This window comes from Rhodococcus sp. P14 (assembly GCF_000256505.1).
GTDB lineage: Bacteria > Actinomycetota > Actinomycetes > Mycobacteriales > Mycobacteriaceae > Rhodococcus > Rhodococcus ruber.
The window spans coordinates 1-21,901 of record NZ_AJFC01000021.1; the positions used below are offsets into that span (position 1 = coordinate 1).

The following is a 21,901-nucleotide window of genomic DNA, read 5'->3' on the forward strand; positions in this document are numbered from 1 at the left end:
GAACCGGCGGTGCTGCGGTACGGGATCCGATCGATGCTCACGCCGTCGTCGCCCGTGTACGTGCCGCCCGCGGTCGACCTGCGGTTGTGGCGGTTCCTGGTGGGCTTCGCGCGGCACTGCCCCCCCCGCCGGTGGCGGGCGGCGATGACCGTGTTCGCCGAGGTGAACCGGAGCGCGCTGGGCGCCTACGACGATCTGGCCGGCGGCGGTGTCGTCGAACAGACCCGCCCGGCGGATCCGTTCCTGGCCGCGTTCGCGTCCGAGGACGACCGTCGCGTCCTCGTCGAGGAGTTCCGGCAGGTGACCGCGGCCGGCGGCGAGGTGGATTTCGACCTGCTCGACGGGGACACGATCCGCACTCTGGAACCACTGCTCGGCGACGGGGTGCGGGCCGGGATCCGCCTGCGGGGGCAGCGGTTCGTCGATCCGCCGCGGTTCGTCGCCGCACTGGCGGACTCGGTGCGTGACCGCGGAGGTGCGGTCGTCACCGGATGCGAGGTGCAGGCGGTCCGGGACGACGCCCGGGGTGTGCGGGTAGTCGGTACCGACGGCACGGACCGGGCGGCAGATGCGGTGGTGCTGGCCACCGGGGCCAGGCTGACCGACCTGGCCCGGCCGTTCGGGGTCCGGACGCCGGTTCAGGCCGGCCGCGGGTACAGCTTCAGCGTGCGCCCGGCGGACCTGCCGAAGAACCCGATCTACTTCCCGGCCCAGCGGGTCGCGTGCACGCCGCTGCACGACCGGTTCCGCATCGCCGGGATGATGGAGTTCCGGCGGCCCGACGCCCCGCTCGACCCGCGCCGGATCCAGGCCATCGTCGACGCCGCACGACCGCTGCTCACCGGCATCGACTGGTCCGCCCGCACGGAGGAATGGGTGGGCTCGCGTCCCTGCACCCCGGACGGTCTGCCACTGGTCGGGGGGACCCGCTCGGCGCGCGTGTTCGTCGCCGGCGGTCACGGCATGTGGGGGGTGGCGCTCGGCCCGCTGACCGGGCGGCTGCTGGCCGACGCGATGACCGGTACGCCGGCGGCGGTCCTGCGGCACTTCGATCCGCTGCGCTGACGATCAGTCCAGCGCCCCGATCGCCGCCTCCGCCGCGGCGACGAGTTCCCCGCTCGCGGCGAGCCGGACCGCGACGTCGATCTCGGGACCGAGCCACCGGTCCGGGCCGGGCCCGGCCACGTACCGGCGGAGTGCGGCGACGACAGCGCCGGTCCCGGGCGCCGGAGCAAGCGGGGCACGCAGGTCCAGGGCGCGCGCCGCGGTCAGGGCCTCGATGGCCAGGACGCGGGTCAGTGCGTCGAGGCTGCGGCGCAGCTTGCGGGCAGCGGACCAGCCCATCGACACGTGGTCCTCCTGCATGGCCGACGACGGAACGGAGTCGACACTGGCCGGCACGGCGAGGCGTTTGAGGTCGGCGACGAGCGCGGCCTGGGTGTACTGGGCGATCATGTGCCCGCTGTCGACGCCGGGGTCGTGCGCGAGGAACGGCGGCAGGCCGTGGCTGCGGGCCACGTCGAGCAGCCGGTCGGTGCGGCGTTCGCTGATGCTCGCGACGTCGGCGACGACGATCGCGAGGAAGTCGAGGGCGTACGCCAGCGGGGCGCCGTGGAAGTTGCCGTTCGATTCGATCCGGCCGTCGCCGGTGACGACGGGGTTGTCGATCGCGGAGGCGAGTTCGCGCCCGGCGACCTGCTCGGCGTGGGCGAGGGTGTCGCGGGCCGCTCCCGCGACCTGCGGGGCGCACCGCAGCGAGTAGGCGTCCTGCACCACCGGGCAGTCTGGGGTGCGGTGGCTGGCCACGACGGCGGAACCGGCGAGGAGCCGGGTCATGTTGGCGGCGGCCACCGCCTGGCCGGGGTGCGGCCGCAGGGCGTGCAGGTCGGCGGCGAAGACCCGGTCCGTGCCGAGCAGCGCTTCGGTGCTCATCGCGGCCGTGACGTCGGCGAGCCGCAGCAGGGCGCGCAGATCGTGGCACGCGAGGACCAGCATGCCCAGCATCCCGTCGGTGCCGTTGACGAGGGCGAGTCCTTCCTTCTCGGCGAGCACGACGGGATCGAGGCCCGCCGCGGCGAGAGCCTGTGCGGCCGGTACGAGCCTGCCCGCGGCGTCGCGGACGTCGCCCTCGCCGGTGAGTGCGAGGGCCACGTGGGCGAGGGGCGCGAGATCCCCGGAGCAGCCGAGGCTGCCGTGCTCGGGCACCACCGGGGTGATGCCCGCATTCAGCATCGCGGCGTAGGCCGTGGCCGTCCCGGGACGGACCCCGGTGTGCCCGGTGGCGAAGGTCGACAGGCGCAGCAGCATCATCGCGCGGACCACCTCCCGTTCCACCTCGGGGCCGGTCCCGGCGGCGTGGGATCGGATTATGCTGCGCTGCAGATCGATTCGTGATTCCGGCGGAATGTGGCGGGTGGCGAGCGCGCCGAAGCCGGTGGTGATGCCGTACGCGGCCCGGGGGTCGTGGGCGAGCGCGTCGACCACTGCGCGGGCGGCGCCGACGAGGGCGAGCGCCTCCGCGGAGATCCGGACCGGCACACCGGACCGCGCCACGCGCAGGACGTCGTCCGCGGCGACGGGACCGACCCCGACGACGACCTCCCCGGCCACGGTCACCTCCCGATCGATACGCGCTATCCGGATTGTGTCCCGGGCACCGGCCGGTGCGCCGCGGAATCGCGGCGGCAAGGCCGGCCGGGTGACCGAGGCAGGTCCGGTTCGATCGGGGGCGCGGTCGCCTGCCTCGGGTTCACACGGCGTCCGGGTTCACGAGTCCGCCCCCCAACGAGCCCTCGACCCGGTCGAACCACTCGAGCACGGCTCGTTCGTAGACGATGCCGAAGTCCAGGGTCGCCGACGAGTACGGGTCCGCACCGCACTCGGCGGCCGCGCGCTCGTAGTCGGCGAGCCGGCGTTCGTGGGCGACACGGTGAACGGCGAGCATCTCGGCCAGCCTGCCGGGGGGCAGGTGCCTGCCGAACGCGACGGTGAGCAGCAGCGGGTAGCGGATGTTCTCCGGCCCGGGTTCGCGTTCGATCCACTCGGCGAACGCGGCCCGGCCGGCGCCGGTGAGCGCGAACGGCTTGCGGTCGCGCGGGCCCACCTCGCCGGCCTCGACCAGACCGGCCCGTTCCATCGCGGCGAGTTCGCGGTACACCTGGCTGGTCGTGATCGACCAGAACTTCCCGATCCGCTCCTGCGCGGTCACCACCAGGTCCCACCCCGTCTTCGGCCCTTCGTGCAGGAATCCCAGCAGCGATGCCGCGGTGGCATTGAGCGGGCGCGCCGCGGTGGCCTCGAGCGGACGAGCCGCAGTGGCCTCGAGCGGACGAGCCGCAGTGGCCTCGTGCGGACGGGCGGGGGCCTCGGACGGGCGATCGGCCATATTCGGCACCTTCCAGAGGGTTGACATTCCACTGTGGCATATCCACCATGGTGATAGCGACCTTCCATTGTGGAACTTCCATCCGCAGACCCTCGGTCGCTTCGACCCCTCCGGGAGGCAGCGATGGACTACGCCGACGGCATCCGCATCTCCGACTCCGAACGTGAACGCCTCGTCGACGAGCTGGGCCGGCACCTCACCGCCGGCCGGCTCACGATCGGCGAGTTCGACCAGCGCGTCGGAGCGGTGTACCGATCCGTCACCACCGACGAGGCGCGCCGCGTGCTGAGCGACCTTCCCACGGCACCCCCACCCGCCCCCGCACCCGTCCGCGCCCCCGCTCGCACCCCCGCCCGCACCGCAGCCCCCCGGCTCCCCGCGCATCAGCGGATCGAATGGGCGGCGTGGGCTGCAGCCGGGACGATCAACCTCGTGATCTGGTCGATCGTGTCGATCGCCGTCGGCGCGACGGTGTACCCGTGGCCGATCTGGGTGATCGGACCGTGGGGACTGGTACTGCTCGGCCGAACGCTCGCCGGCCGAGAGGGCACCACCCTCCCGAGGGGCCCCGGCCTCGGCGGACGGCACACCCTCCGGTGGTGCGCATCACAAACTCGGCTATGATCGACGGGAATTACTTGTAACTCGCGGTTACGCGAAGGATCAGGGAGGACCCCCGTGTCGAAGACCCTCGAAGCCACCGTCGAGATCACCGCATCGCCGCAGCAGGTGTGGCAGGTGATCTCCGACCTGAAGCGGATGGGCGAGCGGAGCCCGCAGTGCCGGAAGATGGTCGTCCTCGGCGGACCCGTCGGCGCGGGGACCAAGACGATCAACATCAACCGCAAGGGCCTGCTCGTGTGGCCCACCACCGCCAAGGTGCTCTCGTTCGAGCCGGGCCGCCTGCTCCGCTTCCGGGTCGCGGAGAACGGCACCGTCTGGTCGTTCGCTCTGGAACCGACGCAGACCGGCACCCGTGTGACCCAGAGGCGGGAAGCCCCCAACGGCACCAGCAAGGTCTCGCAGTTCCTCATCGACAAGGTTCTCGGTGGCGCCACCGCCTTCGACGACGACATGGTCGTCGGCATGAACGCCACCCTCGCGCGCATCAAGCGGGAGGCGGAGGGCGCGGCCCTCGCCCGGTGACCCTCCTCGCGTAGGCTGTGAGAGCCCGCGGGCCGCACGCCCGCGGGTCACACCGCGCGACACTAAGAGGAGCCGTGGCCCGAAAGCCCACACCCCCCGGAACCCCACCGCCCACCAGCGTCGAACACGTACTCGAACTGGTCCGGAAGACGATTCCACCGCTCCACCCGGCCGGCATCCCCTTCGTCGCCGCGCCTCTCGCCGTCGCGGCGCTCGGCCGCAACCGCAAGTGGATCCGTCGCGCCGGCCTCGTCTCGGCCGCCGCCACCGCCGGGTTCTTCCGGCACCCGCACCGGGTGCCGCCGAACCGGGTCGGCGTCGTCGTGGCGCCCGCCGACGGGGAGGTGGCCCTCGTCGACACGGCGGTGCCACCCGCCGAACTCGAGATGGGTACCGAACCACGGCCGCGGGTGAGCATCTTCCTTTCCGTGCTGGACGTGCACGTCCAGCGCAGTCCCGTCGGCGGCACCGTCACCAAGGTCGTGCACCGGCCGGGGCAGTTCCTCTCGGCCGATCTCGCCGATGCCAGCGAAGTCAACGAGCGCAACAGCATGCTGCTCGAGACCCGCGACGGAGCCGACGTGGCCGTCGTCCAGATCGCCGGGCTGCTCGCCCGCCGCATCGTGTGCGACGCCCAGGTGGGTGACACGCTGCCGATCGGCGACACCTACGGCCTGATCCGTTTCGGTTCCCGCGTCGACACCTACCTGCCCCCGGGCAGCACTCTCCTCGTCGAGCGCGGGCAGAAGACGATCGGCGCCGAGACCGTCATCGCTCAGCTCCCGTGAGCCGGTCCGCAGCATCCCAGGCAGCCCCGGAACGCAGACGCCGCGGGCGTCCGCAGGCCGTGCGGCTGCTGCCGAGCGTCATCACGATCCTCGCGCTCTCCGCCGGCCTGTCGGCGGTGAAGTTCGCCCTCGACGGCCAGTTGGGCACCGCGCTGGGCATGATCGGTGCGGCGGCCGTGCTGGACTCCCTCGACGGGCGCATCGCCCGCCTGCTCGACGCCACCACCAAGATCGGCGCCGAACTGGACTCGTTGTCCGACGCCGTCGCGTTCGGCGTGGCGCCGGCCCTCGTGCTGTACGTGACGCTGCTGGACGGCAGCCCCTTCGGCTGGATCGTCGCCCTGCTGTACGCGGTCAGCATCGTGCTGCGCCTCGCCCGGTTCAACACGCTGCTCGAGGACGACACGGTGCCCGCGTACGCACGCGAGTACTTCGTCGGCGTGCCGTCCCCCGCCGGTGCCCTCGTCGCCCTGGCACCGGTCGCCGCCCACGTCCAGTGGGGCGACGGCTGGTGGGACTCCTACCCGGTGGTGGCCGTCTGGACGTTGCTCACCGCCGCCCTCGTCGTCAGTCAGATCCCGACCCTGGCGATGAAGTCGGTGTCCGTCCCGCCGCGCTACGCGGTGGTCCTGCTGGTACTCGTGGCGGTCGCGGCGGCCGCGCTGGTCACCTACCCGTACGTGCTCATGCTCGTCCTCGTCGGCCTGTACCTGGCGCACATCCCGTTCGCGGTCCGTTCCAAGCGCTGGGTGGCGGCGCGTCCGGAGACCTGGAACATCAAACCGTCCGAGCGGCGCGCCCTGCGCGCCGAGCACCGCGCCCTGCGGCCCCGCCGGGTCGGGATCCGGCGCGCCCCCCAGCCCCGGCAGTCCGCCGCGCGGCTCGGTCTGCGCCGCCCCCGCGGACGCTGACGACGCTCTAGGCTCGGCGGGGTGAGCAGCCCCGAACTCGCATTGACCGTCCGTCTGAACACCTCCGCGGCCGATGCACGCCGCGGCGTGGTCCGCGTGCACCCGGAGGTACTCACCGCGCTGGGCCTGCGCGAATGGGATGCGATCGGCCTGATCGGCGGGCGTCGCACCGCGGCCGTCGCCGGCCTCGCCCCCGCCGGCACCCCCACCGGCACGATCCTGCTCGACGACGTGACACTGTCCAACGTGGGGCTGCGCGAGGACGCCACCGTCCTCGTCGGCCCGGTCGTCGTCCGCGGCGCCCGCACCGTCGCGGTCACCGGATCGGCGCTCGCCACCCACACGATCGACGACGTCACGCTGCGTCAGGCACTGCTGGGCAAGGTCCTCACCGTCGGCGACGCGGTGTCCCTGCTGCCCCGCGACCTCGGACCGGGCACGAGCACCGCCCCCACCACCCGCACGCTGTCCCGCACGTTCGGGATCGCCTGGACCACGGAACTGCTCACCGTCACCGCCGTCGACCCCGGTGCACCGGTGAGCGTGCAGCCGAACACCGCGGTGCGCTGGGGCAGCGCCCCGGCCGGACGACTCGTCGCCGAGGCCCCGGACGCCGTGCGGTCGGTCCGGGCCCCGGCTCCCGCACCGCCGCCGCCACCGGTGGAGGACCTCGTCGGCGTGCAGACCCAGGCCGGCAAGCTCTCCGAGTGGCTGAAGCTGGCCCTCGACGAGCCCGAACTGCTGCGCACCCTCGGCGCCTCCCCCCACCTCGGGGTGCTGATCACCGGGCCCGCCGGGGTCGGCAAGGCCACCCTCGCCCGCGCGGTGCTCGCCTCCCGTCGCGTCGTCGAACTCGACGGGCCCGGGGTGGGCGCCACCGCCGCCGACGACCGGCTGCGCCGGGTCACGGCCGCCGTCGCCGACCTGGCCGCCGGCGGGGTCCTGCTGGTCACCGACATCGATGCCCTGCTGCCCGCGGACCCCGAACCGGTGTCGGCGCTGATCCTCGACCAGTTGCGCCGCGCCGTCGACACCGTCGGGGTTGCGCTCGTCGCGACCACGGCCCACCCCACCGAGGTGGATGCGCGGGTCCGGTCCCCCGAGATCTGCGACCGGGAACTGGCCCTGCCGCTGCCCGACGGCGCCACCCGCCGCGCCCTCCTCGACGTGCTGCTGCGCCGGGTGCCCACCGGCGACCTCGCCCTCGACGCCGTCGCCGCCCGCACACCCGGCTTCGTCGTCGCCGACCTGGCCGCCCTCTGCCGGGAGGCGGCCCTGCGGGCGGCGGCGCGGGCGAGTCGCGACGACACCGAGCCGAAGCTGACCCAGGACGACCTGCTCGGTGCCCTCGAGGTGATCCGCCCCCTGTCGCGGTCGGGCACCGAGGAGCTGGCCATCGGCAGCGTCACTCTGGACGACGTCGGCGACATGGTCGACACCAAACAGTCGCTCACGGAGGCGGTGCTGTGGCCCTTGCAGCACCCCGACTCCTTCGCGCGCCTCGGCGTCGAGCCGCCACGCGGTGTGCTCCTCTACGGGCCCCCGGGGTGCGGCAAGACCTTCCTGGTGCGGGCACTGGCCAGCTCGGGACAGCTCAGCGTGCACGCCGTCAAGGGCGCCGAGCTGATGGACAAGTGGGTGGGTGCCTCGGAGAAGGCCGTGCGGGAGCTGTTCCAGCGGGCCCGCAACTCCGCACCGGCACTGGTGTTCCTCGACGAGATCGACGCGCTCGCCCCCAGGCGCGGGCAGAGCTCCGACTCCGGGGTCACCGACCGGGTGGTGGCCGCGCTGCTCACCGAACTCGACGGGGTCGAACCCCTGCGCGACGTCGTGGTGCTCGGCGCCACCAACCGGCCCGACCTGATCGATCCGGCTCTGCTGCGCCCCGGCCGGCTCGAGCGGCTGGTGTTCGTGCCGCCGCCGGACGCCGAGGCCCGCGCGGCGGTGCTGCGCACCGCGGGCCGGTCGGTGCCGCTGGCCGACGACGTGGACCTCGGCGCCCTCGCCGCCGACCTCGACGGGTACTCCGCGGCGGACTGTGCGGCGCTGCTGCGGGAGGCGGCGCTCGCGGCGATGCGCCGCAGCGTGGACGCCGCGGCGGTCACCGCCGACGATGTGGCGACGGCACGGAAGGCGGTGCGCCCCTCGCTGGACGCCGCACAGGTCGAACACCTGCGCGCCTACGCCGAGGGACGCTGACGATGCCGGCGGTGACGGTGCGGGTGGACGAACCCGTCGCGGGGCTCGCGGCGTTGTGTGCGGGCGCTCTCGCCGGCTTCGCCGTGTCGGCGGACGTGGTGGCGCTCCCCGCCGGCACCGGCAGCGCGGCGGCACCGATCGTGTTCGCGGTGGCGGCGGTGCTGGCGGTCGCGGGGCTGCAACGCTCCGGCTCGCGCCGCACGGCGTGGCTGCTGGCGGCCGGCTGCACGGTGGTGCTCGCAACGGTGCGCTTCGCGGTGCCGGCCGCCGACGTCGACACCCTCACCGCGCTGGACCTGACCGGGGCGGGGGCGGCCGGGATCCTGCTGGGGGCGGCGATCGCCGCGGCGTGGGGGGAACCGATCGGGCAGTGGGCGGTGGTCGCCGGGACGTGGGCGGTGTTCCTCGTCGCCGGTCCGACGGGGACGTCGCTGCAGTCGTCGGCGCTGCCGTCGCCGCTGCAGTGGCCGCTCGCCGTCGGGGCCGGAGCCGTGGTGCTCGCCGCGCTCGTCGCGGGGCCCGGAGCCCGGGTGCAGCGGCCGGATGCCCGGCTGCCGATCGTCGCGGTCGGAGCGACCGCGGTGCTCGTCGTCGGTCTGCACGTGCTCGGAGGCTGGGTGGGCGAGCACGCGGCAGGGGCGTGGATGTGGCCGGTCGCCGTCGGCGCGCTCGCCGCGACGGTGCTCGGCGTCGAGGCCGTCGCGCGTGTCCTGCCCTTCGCGGACGGCCGGTTCCCCGTCGCCGCGCTCGGGGCGACGGCCGCGGCGTACCCGCTCGTCGACGATCTCGCCGGGACGGAAGTGTCCGCGTGGGTGCCCGCGACCGGGCTGCTGGCCGTCGCGGCGGGAGCGGCGCTGGCGTGGCGGGTGCCGCGGGTCGACCTGGGACTGGGGGTGGCCCTGATCGTCACGCTGACCGTTGCGCTGTGGCCGGGCGTCGGGGCGGACGGCCCGCAGCTGCTGGTGCGCGTCGCACTGGTCGCCGCGGGTACCGGTCTCGCGCTGGGGGCGGCGCTGCCGCGGGCGGCGCCGGTCGCCGCGATGGGTCTGGCGCTGCCGTTCACGGCGGCCACGGTCGCCGCGGTGGCGGCCCTACCCGCCGACCAGCGGATGCTCACCGGTGCGCTGGTCGCAACCGGCGCGGTGTGTGCCTGGCGCTGCCGGGGTTGACGTCGCCGCTCTCACCGGGCCCGGACGAGACCGAGGGCGTGCAGGTGCTCGAACACGAGCATCGAGCCCGGCGCGACCTCGGGGAGGGCGGCGTAGTCGGCGACCGTGAACCAGCCGAGCTCGGCGATCTCCGCCGCCGGACGCGGTTCGCCGGCGAGTTCGGCCGTGAAGCAGGTCATGTGCAGTCGGGTGCCGGGCGGATGGCCGAACGCATCGGCCTCGAAAATCCCCACCTCGGCCACGGTGCCGTCGACGAGGTCGACGCCGAGTTCCTCGCGGATCTCCCGGTGCAGGGCCTGCTCGGGCGTCTCGCCGGGGTCGATCTTGCCGCCCGCCATGTAGAAGGTGGTCTTGCCGACGGAACGGGTCTGCAAGAGGCGTCCGTCACGGACGTACGCGAGCGCGGCGGTACGGATCGAGCCGGTGTCGGGCATGGAGGGACTCTACGATGGGAGGCGGACGCCTGGGCGTCGACGGTCCGTTCGCAACGTTGCGAACGATGCCGGTAGACTTCGGGCCAATCCGATTTGTCCATTTGCACGGCAGCGCGTGTGCCGGGGCTTTCCCGGTTCCGCGCAGTTCGGGCATCGTCCCCTGCGGGCGGGGCCCACCAATTGCAAGCCTGTTACACCCCGCCGCCAGGCCCGACCCCGACGGAGTGCCTTTTGCTCGCCATACTCATCGCTCACGCGGTCGCCACGCTCGTCGCGCCGCCTTTGGTCAGAGTCATGGGGAGAAATGCGTTCCTGCCGCTCGCGCTGGTGCCGCTGGCGAGTCTCGGCTGGGTGATCGGCAACTGGAGCACCGAACGCACCCTGCAGATCGCCTGGGCTCCGGGTCTGTCGATGAACATCGACATGCGCTTCGACTCCCTCGCAGCGATCATGTCGGCGCTGGTGCTGGGCATCGGCGCGCTCATTCTGCTCTACTGCGCCCGGTACTTCACCGACGACGAGCCCCGCCTGGGGATCTTCGCCGCCCAGATGGTCGCCTTCGCCGGGGCCATGTTCGGTCTCGTGACCAGCGACAACATGCTGGTTCTCTACATCTTCTGGGAACTGACGACGGTCCTGTCGTTCCTGCTCGTCGGCCACTACGCGGAGCGGGCGTCGAGCCGCCGCGCGGCCACCCAGGCCCTGCTCGTCACCACCGCCGGTGGCCTCGCCATGCTCGTCGGCGTCATCGTGCTCGGGCAACTGGTGGGCAGCTACAACCTCTCCGACGTGATCGCGGCCGCCCCGAGCGGCTGGCTGGCCGGGGTGGGCATCGCCCTGGTGCTGGTCGGCGCCCTGTCGAAATCCGCGGTGGTACCGCTGCACTTCTGGCTGCCCGGGGCGATGGCGGCCCCGACGCCCGTCTCCGCGTATCTGCACGCCGCCGCGATGGTGAAGGCGGGCATCTACCTGGTCGCGCGGCTGGCTCCGGCGTTCGCCGATGCGGCGCCCTGGCGGCCCATCGTCGTCACCCTCGGCCTGGCCTCGATGCTGCTCGCCGGCTGGCGCGCGTTCCGGGCCTTCGACCTGAAGCTGATCCTGGCCTTCGGCACCGTCAGCCAGCTCGGCTTCCTCATCGCGCTCGTCGGGATCGGCAGCCGGGAGGCAGCGCTGGCGGGCATGGCCATGGTCGTGGCCCACGCGATGTTCAAGGCCTGCCTGTTCATGGTGGTGGGCATCGTCGACCACGGCGCAGGCACCCGCGACATCCGCAAGCTCGCGCACCTCGGGAAACGGACGCCGTTCCTCGCGGCCGTCGCGGCCGTCGCCGCGATGAGCATGGGCGGGTTGCCCGTGTTCATCGGGTTCGTCGGCAAGGAGGCCGCCCTCGAGGCCGTGCAGGTGACGACCCTGCTGAGTCCGGGCGCGCGGATCGCGGTCCTCACCGCGATCGTCGTCGGATCGATCCTCACCCTGGCATACAGCATCCGTTTCGTGTGGGGCGCCTTCGGACGCAAGCAACTCAAGCGCCCGAGTCCGGCCGTGCAGAGCTTCCACGAGCCGGGGCCACTGCTGCTGTTCTCTCCGACCGTCCTGGCGTTCGGCGGGCTGGCCGCCGGACTCGCCGCGCCGTGGATCGACACGCTGCTCTCCCCCTACGCGGACACGCTGCCCAGCACCCTGGACAAGCCGTACCACCTCGCGCTGTGGCACGGCGTCGGACTCCCCCTCGTGCTGACTGCCGTCGTCGTGGTCGGAGGAACCACGCTGTACCTCGCACACCGCACCATCTCGCGCCTGAAGTTCGAACGTCCGATGCTCGGCAACGCCGACCGCATGTACGACGAGACGTTGCGGCTCATGGACACCGTGTCGATGCGTCTGACCGGCTTCCTCCAGCGGGGATCGCTGCCGTTGACCCAGGCGACGATCCTGGTGACGCTGGTCCTGCTCCCCACGATCCTGCTGTTCGTGTTCGGTGTCGCGGAACGTCCCCGGCTGCGCTGGTGGGACAGCCCGTTCGAGTTCGTGGTGGTGCTCGCGATCATCGGCGGTGCCCTCGCCGCCGCGATCATGCGCAACCGGATCGCCGGCGTGCTCGTCGTCGGCCTCACCGGATACGGCTGCGGCCTGCTCTTCGCCTTCCACGGCGCCCCGGACCTCGCGTTGACGCAGGCGCTGGTGGAAACCCTGACGCTGGTGATCTTCGTGCTGGTGCTGCGCAAGCTGCCGGCCGAGAACCGGCACGTCGCCGGGAACCGCCTCCGCCGAGCCCTCCTCGGGGTGGCCGTCGGCGCGACGGTCACCGGAATCGGGGCCTTCGCCGTCGCGGCCCGCAGCACCGAACCGATCGCCCTGCTCCTCCCGCAGGCCGCCTACGAGTTGGGCGACGGCAAGAACGTCGTCAACGTCCTGCTCGTCGACATCCGGGCGTGGGACACCCTCGGGGAGATCTCGGTGCTGCTCGTGGCCGCGACGGGCGTGGCGAGCCTGGTCTTCCGTACCCGGCGGTTCGGAGCGGCCCCCCGGGTCGCCGACGCCCCCGCCGCGCAACTCGACGCCGTGGCCGCCAGCACCGAGACGACCTGGCTCCGGGGTGGGGACCTGATCGATCCGCGACACCGGTCGCTGATCCTCGAGGTCACGACCCGGCTGGTCTTCCCCACGATGATGGTGCTGTCGGTGTACTTCTTCTTCGCGGGCCACAACGCCCCGGGCGGCGGCTTCGCCGGTGGGCTCACCGCCGGCCTGGCTCTGGTGCTGCGCTATCTCGCCGGTGGTCGCTACGAACTCGGCGAGGCCGTCCCGATCGACGCGGGCAAGATCCTGGGCCTGGGCCTGACCTTCTCGGCGGGCACCGCGCTCGTCTCGTTGTTCCTCGGGGCGCCCGCGCTCTCCTCGGCGACACTCGAACTCACTCTGCCCCTACTGGGAGACGTCAAGATGGTGACCGCCCTGTTCTTCGATCTCGGTGTGTATCTGATCGTGGTCGGCCTGGTGGTCGATGTGCTCCGCAGCCTCGGAGCCCGGCTCGACGCCGAGATCGTCGGTGAACGCCGATGACCGTCAACCTGACGCTGCTCATCGCCACCGGGGTGCTCGTCGCCTCCGGGGTGTACCTCCTGCTCGAGCGCAGCATCATCAAGATGCTGCTCGGGCTCCTGCTGATCGGCAACGGCATCAACCTGCTGATCATCGGGCTCGCCGGTCCCGCCGGCGAACCGCCGATCATCGGATTCGGCAACGAACTCCACGAGGAGATGGCCGATCCGCTCGCGCAGGCGATGATCCTGACCGCCATCGTCATCACGATGGGTGTCGCGGCGTTCGTGCTCGCCCTGACGTACCGGTCCTTCACGCTCAGCGCGCGCGACGAGGTCGAGAACGACCCCGAGGACACCAAGGTGTCCCAGCGCCGGACGCGCGCCGACGCCCCGGACCGGGACCGCTCGGACGATCCGGTCACGGGCGAGCCGAGCAAGATCGGCGACGCCTTCGATTCCGCCGGCAACCCCATCCCCCTCGAGGAGCTGACCAACATCGAGGATCTCGAGTGCTACGAGGACCTGCACGACGGGGACTTCGACGACGAGACCGACTCCGCCTACAGCGACGGTGAGCCGGCACGCGGAGACGATGCGCCGTCCCCGCGAGGAGGGACCCGATGACCCTGTCCGCAGCCGCCCTCATACCGCTGCCCGTCCTCATTCCGATGCTCGCGGCGGCCACCACCCTGATCCTGGGGCGCCGGCCGCGTGCCCAGCGTGCCGTCACGGTCGTATCCCTCGTCGCGGTGCTCGTCGTGGCGGGCCTGCTGCTGTATCTCGCGGATCGGGACGGCATCGCGACGTTGCAGGTCGGCGGGTGGGAGGCGCCCATCGGGATCACGCTGGTCGTGGACCGCCTGTCCGCCCTCATGCTCGTGGTGTCGGCGATCGTGCTGCTCGCCGTCATGCTGTACGCGGTCGGTCAGGGCATCCACGACGGCACCGAGCAGCAACCCGTGTCCATCTTCCTGCCGACGTACCTGGCGCTGACGGCAGGCGTGTGCAACGCGTTCCTGGCGGGAGACCTGTTCAACCTGTTCGTCGGGTTCGAGGTCCTCCTCGCCGCGTCGTTCGTGCTGCTCACCTTGGGGGCGAGCGCCGACAGGGTGCGCGCCGGCGTCTCGTACGTGATGGTGTCGATGGTCTCGTCGCTGATCTTCCTCGCGGGGATCGCGCTCGCCTACGCCGCCACCGGCACGTTGAACCTGGCTCAGATGTCCCTGCGTCTCGACGACGTGCCCGCCGGCACGCGGGCGGCGATCTTCGGAGTCCTCCTCGTCGCATTCGGTATCAAGGCCGCCGTCTTCCCCCTGTCCTCGTGGTTGCCCGACTCCTACCCCACCGCCCCGGCACCGGTCACGGCCGTGTTCGCCGGCCTGCTCACCAAGGTCGGTGTGTACGCGATCATCCGCACGCACACCCTCCTGTTCCCGGGCGGGGAACTCGACGACGTCCTGCTGATCGCCGGCCTGCTCACGATGCTCGTCGGCATCTTCGGGGCCATCGCGCAGAACGACATCAAGCGCCTGCTGTCGTTCACCCTCGTCAGTCACATCGGTTACATGGTGTTCGGCATCGCCCTGTCGACACAGGCCGGGCTGTCCGGCGCGGTGTACTACGTCGCGCACCACATCCTCGTCCAGACCACCCTCTTCCTGGTGGTGGGGCTGATCGAACGCCAGGCCGGATCGGCGTCCCTGCGTCGTCTCGGCGGGCTGGCCCTGGCGAGCCCGCTGCTGGCGATCGTGTTCCTGGTCCCGGCCCTGAACCTGGGCGGCATCCCGCCGTTCTCCGGATTCATCGGGAAGGTCGCTCTCCTGCAGGCCGGCGCATCCGAGGGCTCCGTACTGGCGTGGGTGCTCGTGGCCGGTGGCACCGCCACCAGTCTGCTCACCCTCTACGTGGTGGCCCGCGTGTGGACGAAGGCGTTCTGGCGCGCGCGTGCCGACGCACCCGAGGGCGACCTCGCCGACACGGCGCCGTCCGCCCTGCTCGACCGCTCCGAGGAGGACATCGCCTTCGGCGACCGGGCGGACGTGGGACGCATGCCCCCCGCGATGCTCGTCCCGACGGTGGGTCTCGCGCTCGTCGGCCTCGGTCTCACCGTCTTCGCCGGGCCGCTGATCGACATCAGCGATCGTGCCGCGGAGAACCTACGCGACCGCTCCGTCTACGTCGAGGCGGTCCTGGGAGGAGTCCCCGAATGACCAGTCGCGCATCGCTGCTCCGATTCCTCGTCCTTGCCTGGATGGTCCTGGTCTGGGTGCTGCTGTGGGGCACCTTCTCCGTCGCGAACGCCCTCAGCGGCCTCGTCGTCGCGTTGGCGATCATGTTCCTGCTGCCGTTGCCGAGGGTGCCCGTCGAGGGCCGGGTCCACCTGTTCTCGTTGCTCAAACTGGCGCTCGTCATCTTCGGCGACACGATCAGGAGCACCGCGTCGGTGGCCTGGCTGAGCATCAGGCCGGGACCCGGTCCACTGACCGGGGTCCTGCGCTGCCGGCTGATCATCAAGTCGGACCTGGTCCTCACCCTGTGGACCGACATCATGAACAACATCCCGGGAACCATGGTGCTCGAGATCGACCGGGTGCGACGGATCGTCTACGTGCACGTCCTCGACCTGAGCAGCGACCGGGCGGTGGCCGAGTTCTACCGGTCGGCGCGCCGGATCGAGCGGTTGCTGATCTCGACGTTCGAACGGAACTCCGAATGGCAACCCAGTCCCTGGTACCGGGACCGGACCTCGGCGAACGTGGAGGACATCGCATGACCGTGCTACTGGCAGTGTCCGGCGTGCTGCTGGCGTCGGCAGCCGCGCTGCTGATCTTCCGGGCTCTGGCCGGACCGAGTTCCCTCGATCGGCTGGTGGCCATGGACTGTGTCCTGGCCCTCACGCTGTGCGGGATCGCGGTGTGGGCCGTCTACAGCCGCGACACCAGCATCGTTCCTGCGCTCGTGGCCTTCTCCCTGGTGGGCTTCATCAGTTCGGTGTCCATCGCTCGCTTCCGGGTGCGTGACGAATGATCACGGACATCCTGGAAGTGGTCGGACACATCCTCATCCTCCTCGGCTCGGCGGTCTGCCTGGCCGGGGCGATCGGCGTCGTGCGCTTCCGCGACACCCTGGCACGCATGCACCCCGCCACGATGCCGCAGGTGGTGGGCGTCCTGCTCGTGCTGAGCGGGGCCATCCTCAACCTGCGCGGGAGCGTCGACATCTGGATGCTGGTGCTCGCGTCGATGTTCATGGTGCTGACCGCACCGGTCGTCGCGCACCGGGTGGGCCGGGTGGCCTACCGGGAGCAACTCGGTCGCGACGGCCTCCCGATGCCGGAGGAACTGCCCTCGGAGTGACGCCCACCCGGCCCTCGGGTCGACGCCGACGTCACGCGGCCTCGTTCGTCTTGTCCGCCCGGGACGGTGCATCGGATCCGGATCGAGCGCCCTCGGGGTACGCGCCGGTGCCTGCGAACGTGACGTGGAAGGCCACCGCCATCACCACCAGCGAACCGATCAGCAGGGGCCCGGCGAGCAGCGCGTGCTCCGCCATGAGGTGCGGCAGGTACCGGTAGGCCGCCAGCTGCGCGGCCAGCACCGCCGTACCGCCCGCGACGAGCCTGATGCGGAACCAGCCCCATCCGCGGTCGGGGTCGCGCAGCGCCGCCTCGAGTGTCAGGCACAGCACCGCGCCGGAGACGAGGTCCACGCCGTAGTGGTAGCCGAAGCCCAGCGTGGCGGCGAGCGTGCACCCGAGCCATCCGGTGCCGAGGAGCCGCAGCCAGCCGGGGCCGCCGCGGGTGTGCAGGAACAGCGCCAGCGCCCACGCGGTGTGCAGGCTCGGCATGCAGTTGCGCGGGGTGATCGTGTCGAACGGGATCGGCTGCGGGGCGGGATTCCACGGCACCGCACCCGGCCAGAAGGTCCCCACCTGCCAGCCCTCACCGTGGTCGCCGAATGCGAAGATCGGGCCCACCACCGGGAACAGCATGTAGATCAGTGGGCCCACCAGGCCGATGAGCAGGAAGGTGCGCACCAGGTGGTGCGCGGGCCAGGGGCGGCCCCCGCCGACGTGGCGGAGCTGGTAGACGGCGACGACGATCGCCGCGACGGGCAGTTCGATGTACACCCAGTGCAGCACGGCGTACACCCCGGGTCCGAGCCATTCGAGGACCTGACCGGCCAGCCACGACGGATTGCCCAGCGCGTGGTCGGCGAGCTGGACGTACTCGTCGAGCACCTCCGGCCGGGTCCGCGCGGTCAGCTCGAGCCAGGTGTCGCCGATCTTGACGGAGAGCACGAGCAGCACACCCAGGGCGACGCCGCGCAGCGCACCTCGCCGGGGGCCGCCCTGCAACGCGACCGCGGCGTATCCGGCGAGCAGCACGAGCACGATCGTCGGCCCGTTCCCCGCCGTCAGGGGTCCACCGGTGAGGTACCGCTCGGCCGCGAACGCCGCGTCGAGCAGCACCGCGGCAGTGAGGGAGACGACCCGCAGGCGCGTGGTCAGCCCCACCATCGCCAACGCGAGACCGGCCCACGGCACGGACGCCGACGTCGGGACGCCGACGACGTCACCGACGAGTCCCGGGATGGGCCCGGGGAACCCGCTGTACCGCGCGACCGCCTCGGCCACGAGGACCCCGAGAATCGCGCCGATCAGAGCGAGGGGAACGAACAGTTGCGGCACATGCGCCGGCTGCGCCTTCGGGCGCTCCACCTCTCGGATCGACACCGACACATGGTAAACAGCGCGTGAACTGCGCGGGAACGCGGCCGCCGGATCAGGCCCGCAGTTCCTCCACCAGCGAATCCACCACGGCGACGAGGTCGCCGCCGGTCTGCTCCGCGATCCGGCGTTGCCGCTGGTAGGAGGCCCCCCGCACGGGGATCTGCGCCACCTGGGCGAGTTCGTCCGCGCAGCCGAGCCGCACTGCCGTGGGGGTGAGCTGTTCGAGCAGATCGTTCAGGTCGTCGGTGACGAGCCGTTCATGGCACACCGGGTCGAGGATCACCTCGGCCTCGAGGCCGTAGCGGGCGGCACGCCACTTGTTCTCCTTGACGTGCCACGGCTGCAGGGTGGGTAGCTGCTCGCCCTGCTCGAGCCGTTCGTCGTAGTACACGACGAGCGAGTGCACGAGCGCGACGAGGGCGGCCAGCTCGGCCTTGTTGGTGATGCCGTCGAACACCCGGATCTCGATGGTGCCCCACCTCGGCGACGGACGGATGTCCCAGTGCATGCCGCCCGGTTTCGTGATGACACCGGACTTGAGCTGATCCTCGATGAAGCTCTCGTACTGTGCCCAGCTCTCGAAGTGGTACGGCAGCCCGGCCGTCGGCAGCTGCTGGAACATCAGGGCACGGTTGCTCGCGTAACCGGTGTCCACGCCCGCCCAGATCGGCGAGGACGCCGACAGGGCCAGCATGTGCGGGTACTTCACCAGCAGCGCATTGAGGATCGGGATGACCTTCTCGGCGGAGGAGACACCGACGTGGACGTGCACCCCCCAGATGAGCATCTGCCGGCCCCACCAGCGGGTGCGCTCGATCATCTCGTCGTAGTCCGGGGACCGGGTGACGACCTGGTCGGTCCACTGCCCGAACGGGTGGGTGCCGGCGCAGATCAGATCCACACCCGCAGGATCGGCAGCCGTGCGCAACAGGTCGAGGGACTCGGCGAGGTCGTCGACGGCCTCGGCGACGGTGTCGTGCACATCGGTGACGAGCTCGACGGTGTTGCGGAGGAACTCCTTGGTGAGCCGCGGGGTCTGACCGGCACGCCGCTCGACCGCGTCGAAGACGACGGCGGCGGTGTTGGACAGGTCGCGGGTCTTCTTGTCCACCAGCGCGATCTCCCACTCGACGCCGAGGGTCGGGCGGGGCGAACCGGGAAACGGTACGGGCACGAGTCGATCCAACCACAGGGCCCCGGTGACCGTCGCCGGTCGCCGGGGCCCTGTGGATGGCAGTGTCGGGAGGTCGCCGTCAGGAGACGACGCCGCAGGCGAGACGCTCACCCGCGGCGGTTTCCTGGTGGACGACGACGGCGGTGCCGTCCCCGCCCTGCAGGTCGTCGAGGGTGAACTCCTCGGTGGTGACGGTCAGCGACCCGGTGCCGTCCTCGCGCACCACGACCGCGCCGAGGTCCCCGCTCTCGGGGACGCTGGTGTTGCCGCCGGCCTGCAGATGCCCGCCCGCGGACAGGTAGTTGCCGGGCTCGCCTCCGGTCGGTGCGGTGGAGTTGGTCTCGCACTTGCCGACCTCGTGGACGTGGACGCCGCGGTAGCCGGCCGGCATGCCCTCGAGGTCGACCGTGACCTCGATACCCCCGTCGACCTCGGTGAAGGTGACCGTGCCGGCGGCCTCGCCGGCCGGGGTCCGCAGTTCGGCGGAGTTGTCCGCGCCGCCGCCGTGGCTACCCGATGCGCCCGCCGTGGCCTCGCCCGGGACGGCGCCGCCGCCGTGGGCCTCGTCGGCACCTTCCGGGGCGGGGGAACCCGTCCACACCGGCGGGGTGGTGCCGGGGGTGTCGCTCGGCTCCTCGCTGTTCGAGCACGCGCTCAGGCCCACCGCAGCGATCGCGACGATCGGGGCCAGGGCACGCCAGGACATGCGACGGGTGGAACTCGAGGCCATCAAACCGCTCCTTCGAAGTGGCGAAAAGTCACCCGATCATAACCGGGCGGCGGACGCCCTCACGGTGAGGTGACGATGACGATGACCCCGGGCGCGGAGTCCTCGATCCCGGCGAAGCGCGGCTGCGCCGTCACCCCCAGCGCCTCGGCCACCGCCTCGGCGGTCTGCCGCTCCCCCGGACCCGTGCCGTAGTACACGGACGTGGATTCGATCACGCCGTCGCTGTAGTTGCCCGTCTCCGAGACGGTGAATCCCTCGTCCTCGAGCAGGCCGGCCGTCTGGGCGGCGAGCCCGGAGACGTTGCTGTTGTTGAACACCCGTACCGGTGCGGCGGCAGTCCCGGGGGAGGTGGTGGCGGAGACCGTCGTCGTCGCGCCGGCGGTCGTCGTCCGCGCCGAGGTCGCGGCGAACGGCGCCGACGTCACGGAGGTGGTCGCCGGCGCGGCGGCCGGTTCGGTCGCAGGCTCGGGAGCAGAGCCCTCGGAATCGGAGCTTCCGAGCGAGGCCAGGCCGAGGCCCGCGAAGAGGATGGCGAGAGAGATCAGCACCATCGCGAGCGCTCGCAGCGGCGGACCCGACGATTCCGAGGTTGTGCTCACGCTGTCGACCTTAGTTGCCGCGTCCGCCGGAGCACCGTCGTACTCGCACTACGTGGTGATCTCGAACCCGAGCCGGCGCGCGGCCCGGGCCTTCTGCCGGCTCGCGCGCAGGCGCCGCAACCGCTTGACGAGCATGGGGGCCGCCGCCAGGGCCTCCGGCCGGTCCACCAGGGCGTTGAGGACCTGGTAGTAACGGGTCGCGGACAGACCGAAGAGCTCCTTGATCGCCTCTTCCTTGGCACCCGCGTACTTCCACCATTGCCGTTCGAAAGCGAGGATGTCGCGTTCGCGGCGAGACAGACCGTCCGTGCCCGCCGGATCCACGACGGCGGGGTTGTTCTCGGCGTGGTTGCTCCGGTCGGAAACCTGCTCGGATTCGTTACCGATATGCGCTGCTGCGCCGTCCATCTCACTCCTCGACTGCCTCGAATCACACCGGCATCCGATCGGACCCGGGTGTTTCCGAGGGCAATTCAACCACGGTGGTACGACAGGTACCGGCTCAACGGACGGGCGAGTCCCGCCCACTATCCTCTTGCACCATGGCAATACTTCCGATCCGGATCGTCGGTGACCCCGTCCTGCATCACCCGACGAAACCGGTCACCCAGTCGCCGGCCGAACTGGCCCAGCTGATCGCCGACATGTACGAGACGATGGACGCGGCGAACGGCGTCGGCCTGGCCGCCAACCAGGTCGGAGTCGACCTGCGGCTGTTCGTCTACGACTGCCCCGACCTGGACGAGTCCGGCACCGTGGTCCGCCGCCGCGGCGAGGTGATCAACCCGGTGCTCGAGACGTCGGAGATCCCCGAGACCATGCCCGACCCCGACGACGACGTCGAGGGATGCCTGTCGGTCCCCGGCGAGCAGTTCCCCACCGGGCGCGCCGAGTGGGCGAAGGTCACCGGCACCGACGCCCAGGGCGACCCGGTCGAGATCGAGGGCCACGGCTTCTTCGCCCGGATGCTGCAGCACGAGGTCGGCCACCTCGACGGCTACCTGTACGTCGACAAGCTCATCGGTCGCAACGCCCGGGCCGCGAAGAAGACCATCAAGCGGGCCGGATGGGGCGTGCCCGGCCTGAGCTGGGTGCCGGGAACGGTCGAGGACCCGTTCGGCCACGACGACGAGGACTGACGCCCCGGTGACGACCGAGCAGCCCGTGCCCGTCGGCACCCGGGTGGTGCTGCGCTACCGGCTGCCCGCCGGGTACAGCCACCCGATGACCGACGTGATCGGGGAACTGGTCGCCCTCGACCCGGCCGTGGTGGTCCGCACCGCCGACAGCCGTCTCGTGCAGGTCGCGCCCGACGCCGTGGTGGCGCTCAAGGCACTCGGCGCCCGCCCGATCCGCACCGGCGAGATCCGCGCCCTCGAGAACGCCGCAGCCGCCGCCTGGCCCGGGCTCGAGCAGGGGTGGATCGACGGTTGGCTCCTGCGGGCCGGCGCCGGCTTCACCGGTCGTGCGAACTCCGCCACGCCGCTGGGCGACCCGGGCACGGTCGCGGACCCCCTCGACCCGGACGTGCACGCCCGGATGCGCGGGTGGTTCGCGGAACGGGGCCTGCCGCTGCGGCTCCCGCTGCCGG

General features: G+C 71.8%; 23 protein-coding genes. 15 read left to right on the top strand and 8 right to left on the bottom strand.

The window, feature by feature from the left end:
• Positions 1–1,065, top strand: a 1,065-nt coding sequence (locus OEY_RS0101655) for an NAD(P)/FAD-dependent oxidoreductase (protein WP_010592208.1), incomplete at its 5' end; no start/stop codon positions are given.
• A gap of 3 nt (positions 1,066–1,068) precedes the next feature.
• Here OEY_RS0101655 and hutH read toward each other — a convergent pair.
• Complete coding sequence (hutH, locus tag OEY_RS0101660; protein WP_010592209.1) at positions 1,069–2,616, bottom strand: histidine ammonia-lyase; 1,548 nt, start codon at positions 2,614–2,616, stop codon at positions 1,069–1,071.
• A 133-nt stretch (positions 2,617–2,749) separates the two neighbouring features.
• The gene (locus OEY_RS0101665; protein WP_010592210.1) at positions 2,750–3,385 is read right to left on the bottom strand and encodes a PadR family transcriptional regulator; all 636 of its coding nucleotides are present in this window, start codon (positions 3,383–3,385) and stop codon (positions 2,750–2,752) included.
• A 123-nt stretch (positions 3,386–3,508) separates the two neighbouring features.
• On the opposite strand from OEY_RS0101665, the gene OEY_RS0101670 reads away from it, so the two are divergent.
• The 6 genes from OEY_RS0101670 (at position 3,509) to OEY_RS0101695 (ending at position 9,598) form a co-directional block, all read left to right on the top strand.
• Entirely contained in the window at positions 3,509–4,009 is a 501-nt protein-coding gene (locus tag OEY_RS0101670) for a DUF1707 SHOCT-like domain-containing protein (protein WP_010592211.1), read from the top strand.
• A 54-nt stretch (positions 4,010–4,063) separates the two neighbouring features.
• Positions 4,064–4,531 carry an SRPBCC family protein gene (locus OEY_RS0101675; RefSeq protein WP_010592212.1) on the top strand — a complete coding sequence of 156 codons (468 nt, stop codon included), beginning with the start codon at positions 4,064–4,066 and terminating at the stop codon, positions 4,529–4,531.
• Between the two features lie 74 nt (positions 4,532–4,605).
• Positions 4,606–5,319: a phosphatidylserine decarboxylase gene (locus OEY_RS0101680; protein ID WP_010592213.1), complete on the top strand. Its 714-nt coding sequence runs from the start codon at positions 4,606–4,608 to the stop codon at positions 5,317–5,319.
• 59 nt (positions 5,320–5,378) lie between these two features.
• A complete protein-coding gene (locus OEY_RS0101685) occupies positions 5,379–6,230 on the top strand; it encodes a CDP-alcohol phosphatidyltransferase family protein (protein WP_003937424.1) in 852 nt (283 codons plus the stop codon).
• Positions 6,231–6,251: 21 nt separating this feature from the next.
• On the top strand, positions 6,252–8,429 hold the full coding sequence (locus OEY_RS0101690; protein ID WP_010592214.1) for an AAA family ATPase: 2,178 nt from the start codon (positions 6,252–6,254) through the stop codon (positions 8,427–8,429).
• Positions 8,430–8,431: 2 nt separating this feature from the next.
• Complete coding sequence (locus tag OEY_RS0101695; protein ID WP_010592215.1) at positions 8,432–9,598, top strand: hypothetical protein; 1,167 nt, start codon at positions 8,432–8,434, stop codon at positions 9,596–9,598.
• A gap of 11 nt (positions 9,599–9,609) precedes the next feature.
• On the opposite strand, the gene OEY_RS0101700 is transcribed toward OEY_RS0101695, so the two are convergent.
• Positions 9,610–10,032 (bottom strand): NUDIX hydrolase, encoded by a 423-nt coding sequence (locus OEY_RS0101700; protein WP_010592216.1) that lies wholly within the window; start codon positions 10,030–10,032, stop codon positions 9,610–9,612.
• A 231-nt stretch (positions 10,033–10,263) separates the two neighbouring features.
• On the opposite strand from OEY_RS0101700, the gene OEY_RS0101705 reads away from it, so the two are divergent.
• The 6 genes from OEY_RS0101705 to mnhG are packed head-to-tail and all read left to right on the top strand — an operon-like array spanning position 10,264 to position 16,432.
• A complete protein-coding gene (locus OEY_RS0101705) occupies positions 10,264–13,095 on the top strand; it encodes a Na+/H+ antiporter subunit A (protein ID WP_017681293.1) in 2,832 nt (943 codons plus the stop codon).
• Positions 13,092–13,700 carry a Na(+)/H(+) antiporter subunit C gene (locus tag OEY_RS0101710; protein WP_010592218.1) on the top strand — a complete coding sequence of 203 codons (609 nt, stop codon included), beginning with the start codon at positions 13,092–13,094 and terminating at the stop codon, positions 13,698–13,700. The genes OEY_RS0101705 and OEY_RS0101710 overlap by 4 nt, the downstream gene beginning before the upstream one ends.
• A complete protein-coding gene (locus tag OEY_RS0101715) occupies positions 13,697–15,286 on the top strand; it encodes a Na+/H+ antiporter subunit D (protein WP_010592219.1) in 1,590 nt (529 codons plus the stop codon). Before OEY_RS0101710 ends, OEY_RS0101715 begins: the two co-directional genes overlap by 4 nt.
• The gene (locus tag OEY_RS0101720; protein WP_010592220.1) at positions 15,283–15,849 is read left to right on the top strand and encodes a Na+/H+ antiporter subunit E; all 567 of its coding nucleotides are present in this window, start codon (positions 15,283–15,285) and stop codon (positions 15,847–15,849) included. Before OEY_RS0101715 ends, OEY_RS0101720 begins: the two co-directional genes overlap by 4 nt.
• Positions 15,846–16,103 carry a monovalent cation/H+ antiporter complex subunit F gene (locus tag OEY_RS0101725; RefSeq protein ID WP_010592221.1) on the top strand — a complete coding sequence of 86 codons (258 nt, stop codon included), beginning with the start codon at positions 15,846–15,848 and terminating at the stop codon, positions 16,101–16,103. The genes OEY_RS0101720 and OEY_RS0101725 overlap by 4 nt, the downstream gene beginning before the upstream one ends.
• On the top strand, positions 16,100–16,432 hold the full coding sequence (mnhG, locus tag OEY_RS0101730; RefSeq protein ID WP_010592222.1) for a monovalent cation/H(+) antiporter subunit G: 333 nt from the start codon (positions 16,100–16,102) through the stop codon (positions 16,430–16,432). The genes OEY_RS0101725 and mnhG overlap by 4 nt, the downstream gene beginning before the upstream one ends.
• A 31-nt stretch (positions 16,433–16,463) precedes the next feature.
• On the opposite strand, the gene OEY_RS0101735 is transcribed toward mnhG, so the two are convergent.
• The 5 genes from OEY_RS0101735 to OEY_RS0101755 form a co-directional block, all read right to left on the bottom strand.
• Positions 16,464–17,795 carry a phosphatase PAP2 family protein gene (locus OEY_RS0101735; RefSeq protein ID WP_010592223.1) on the bottom strand — a complete coding sequence of 444 codons (1,332 nt, stop codon included), beginning with the start codon at positions 17,793–17,795 and terminating at the stop codon, positions 16,464–16,466.
• A gap of 64 nt (positions 17,796–17,859) precedes the next feature.
• Positions 17,860–18,981, bottom strand: a complete 1,122-nt coding sequence (locus tag OEY_RS0101740; protein WP_010592224.1) for a glutamate--cysteine ligase — start codon at positions 18,979–18,981, stop codon at positions 17,860–17,862.
• A gap of 79 nt (positions 18,982–19,060) precedes the next feature.
• Positions 19,061–19,711 carry a superoxide dismutase family protein gene (locus OEY_RS0101745; RefSeq protein ID WP_010592225.1) on the bottom strand — a complete coding sequence of 217 codons (651 nt, stop codon included), beginning with the start codon at positions 19,709–19,711 and terminating at the stop codon, positions 19,061–19,063.
• A 59-nt stretch (positions 19,712–19,770) separates the two neighbouring features.
• A complete protein-coding gene (locus tag OEY_RS0101750) occupies positions 19,771–20,310 on the bottom strand; it encodes a LytR C-terminal domain-containing protein (RefSeq protein WP_010592226.1) in 540 nt (179 codons plus the stop codon).
• A 48-nt stretch (positions 20,311–20,358) separates the two neighbouring features.
• Positions 20,359–20,718 (bottom strand): DUF3263 domain-containing protein, encoded by a 360-nt coding sequence (locus tag OEY_RS0101755; RefSeq protein ID WP_010592227.1) that lies wholly within the window; start codon positions 20,716–20,718, stop codon positions 20,359–20,361.
• Positions 20,719–20,852: 134 nt separating this feature from the next.
• Here OEY_RS0101755 and OEY_RS0101760 point away from each other — a divergent pair, with 134 nt between their 5' ends.
• Positions 20,853–21,449, top strand: coding sequence for a peptide deformylase (locus tag OEY_RS0101760; protein WP_010592228.1), 597 nt, complete (start codon positions 20,853–20,855; stop codon positions 21,447–21,449).
• A 7-nt stretch (positions 21,450–21,456) separates the two neighbouring features.
• The coding region (locus OEY_RS0101765; RefSeq protein WP_010592229.1) for a putative acetyltransferase at positions 21,457–21,901 on the top strand (445 nt) is incomplete at its 3' end.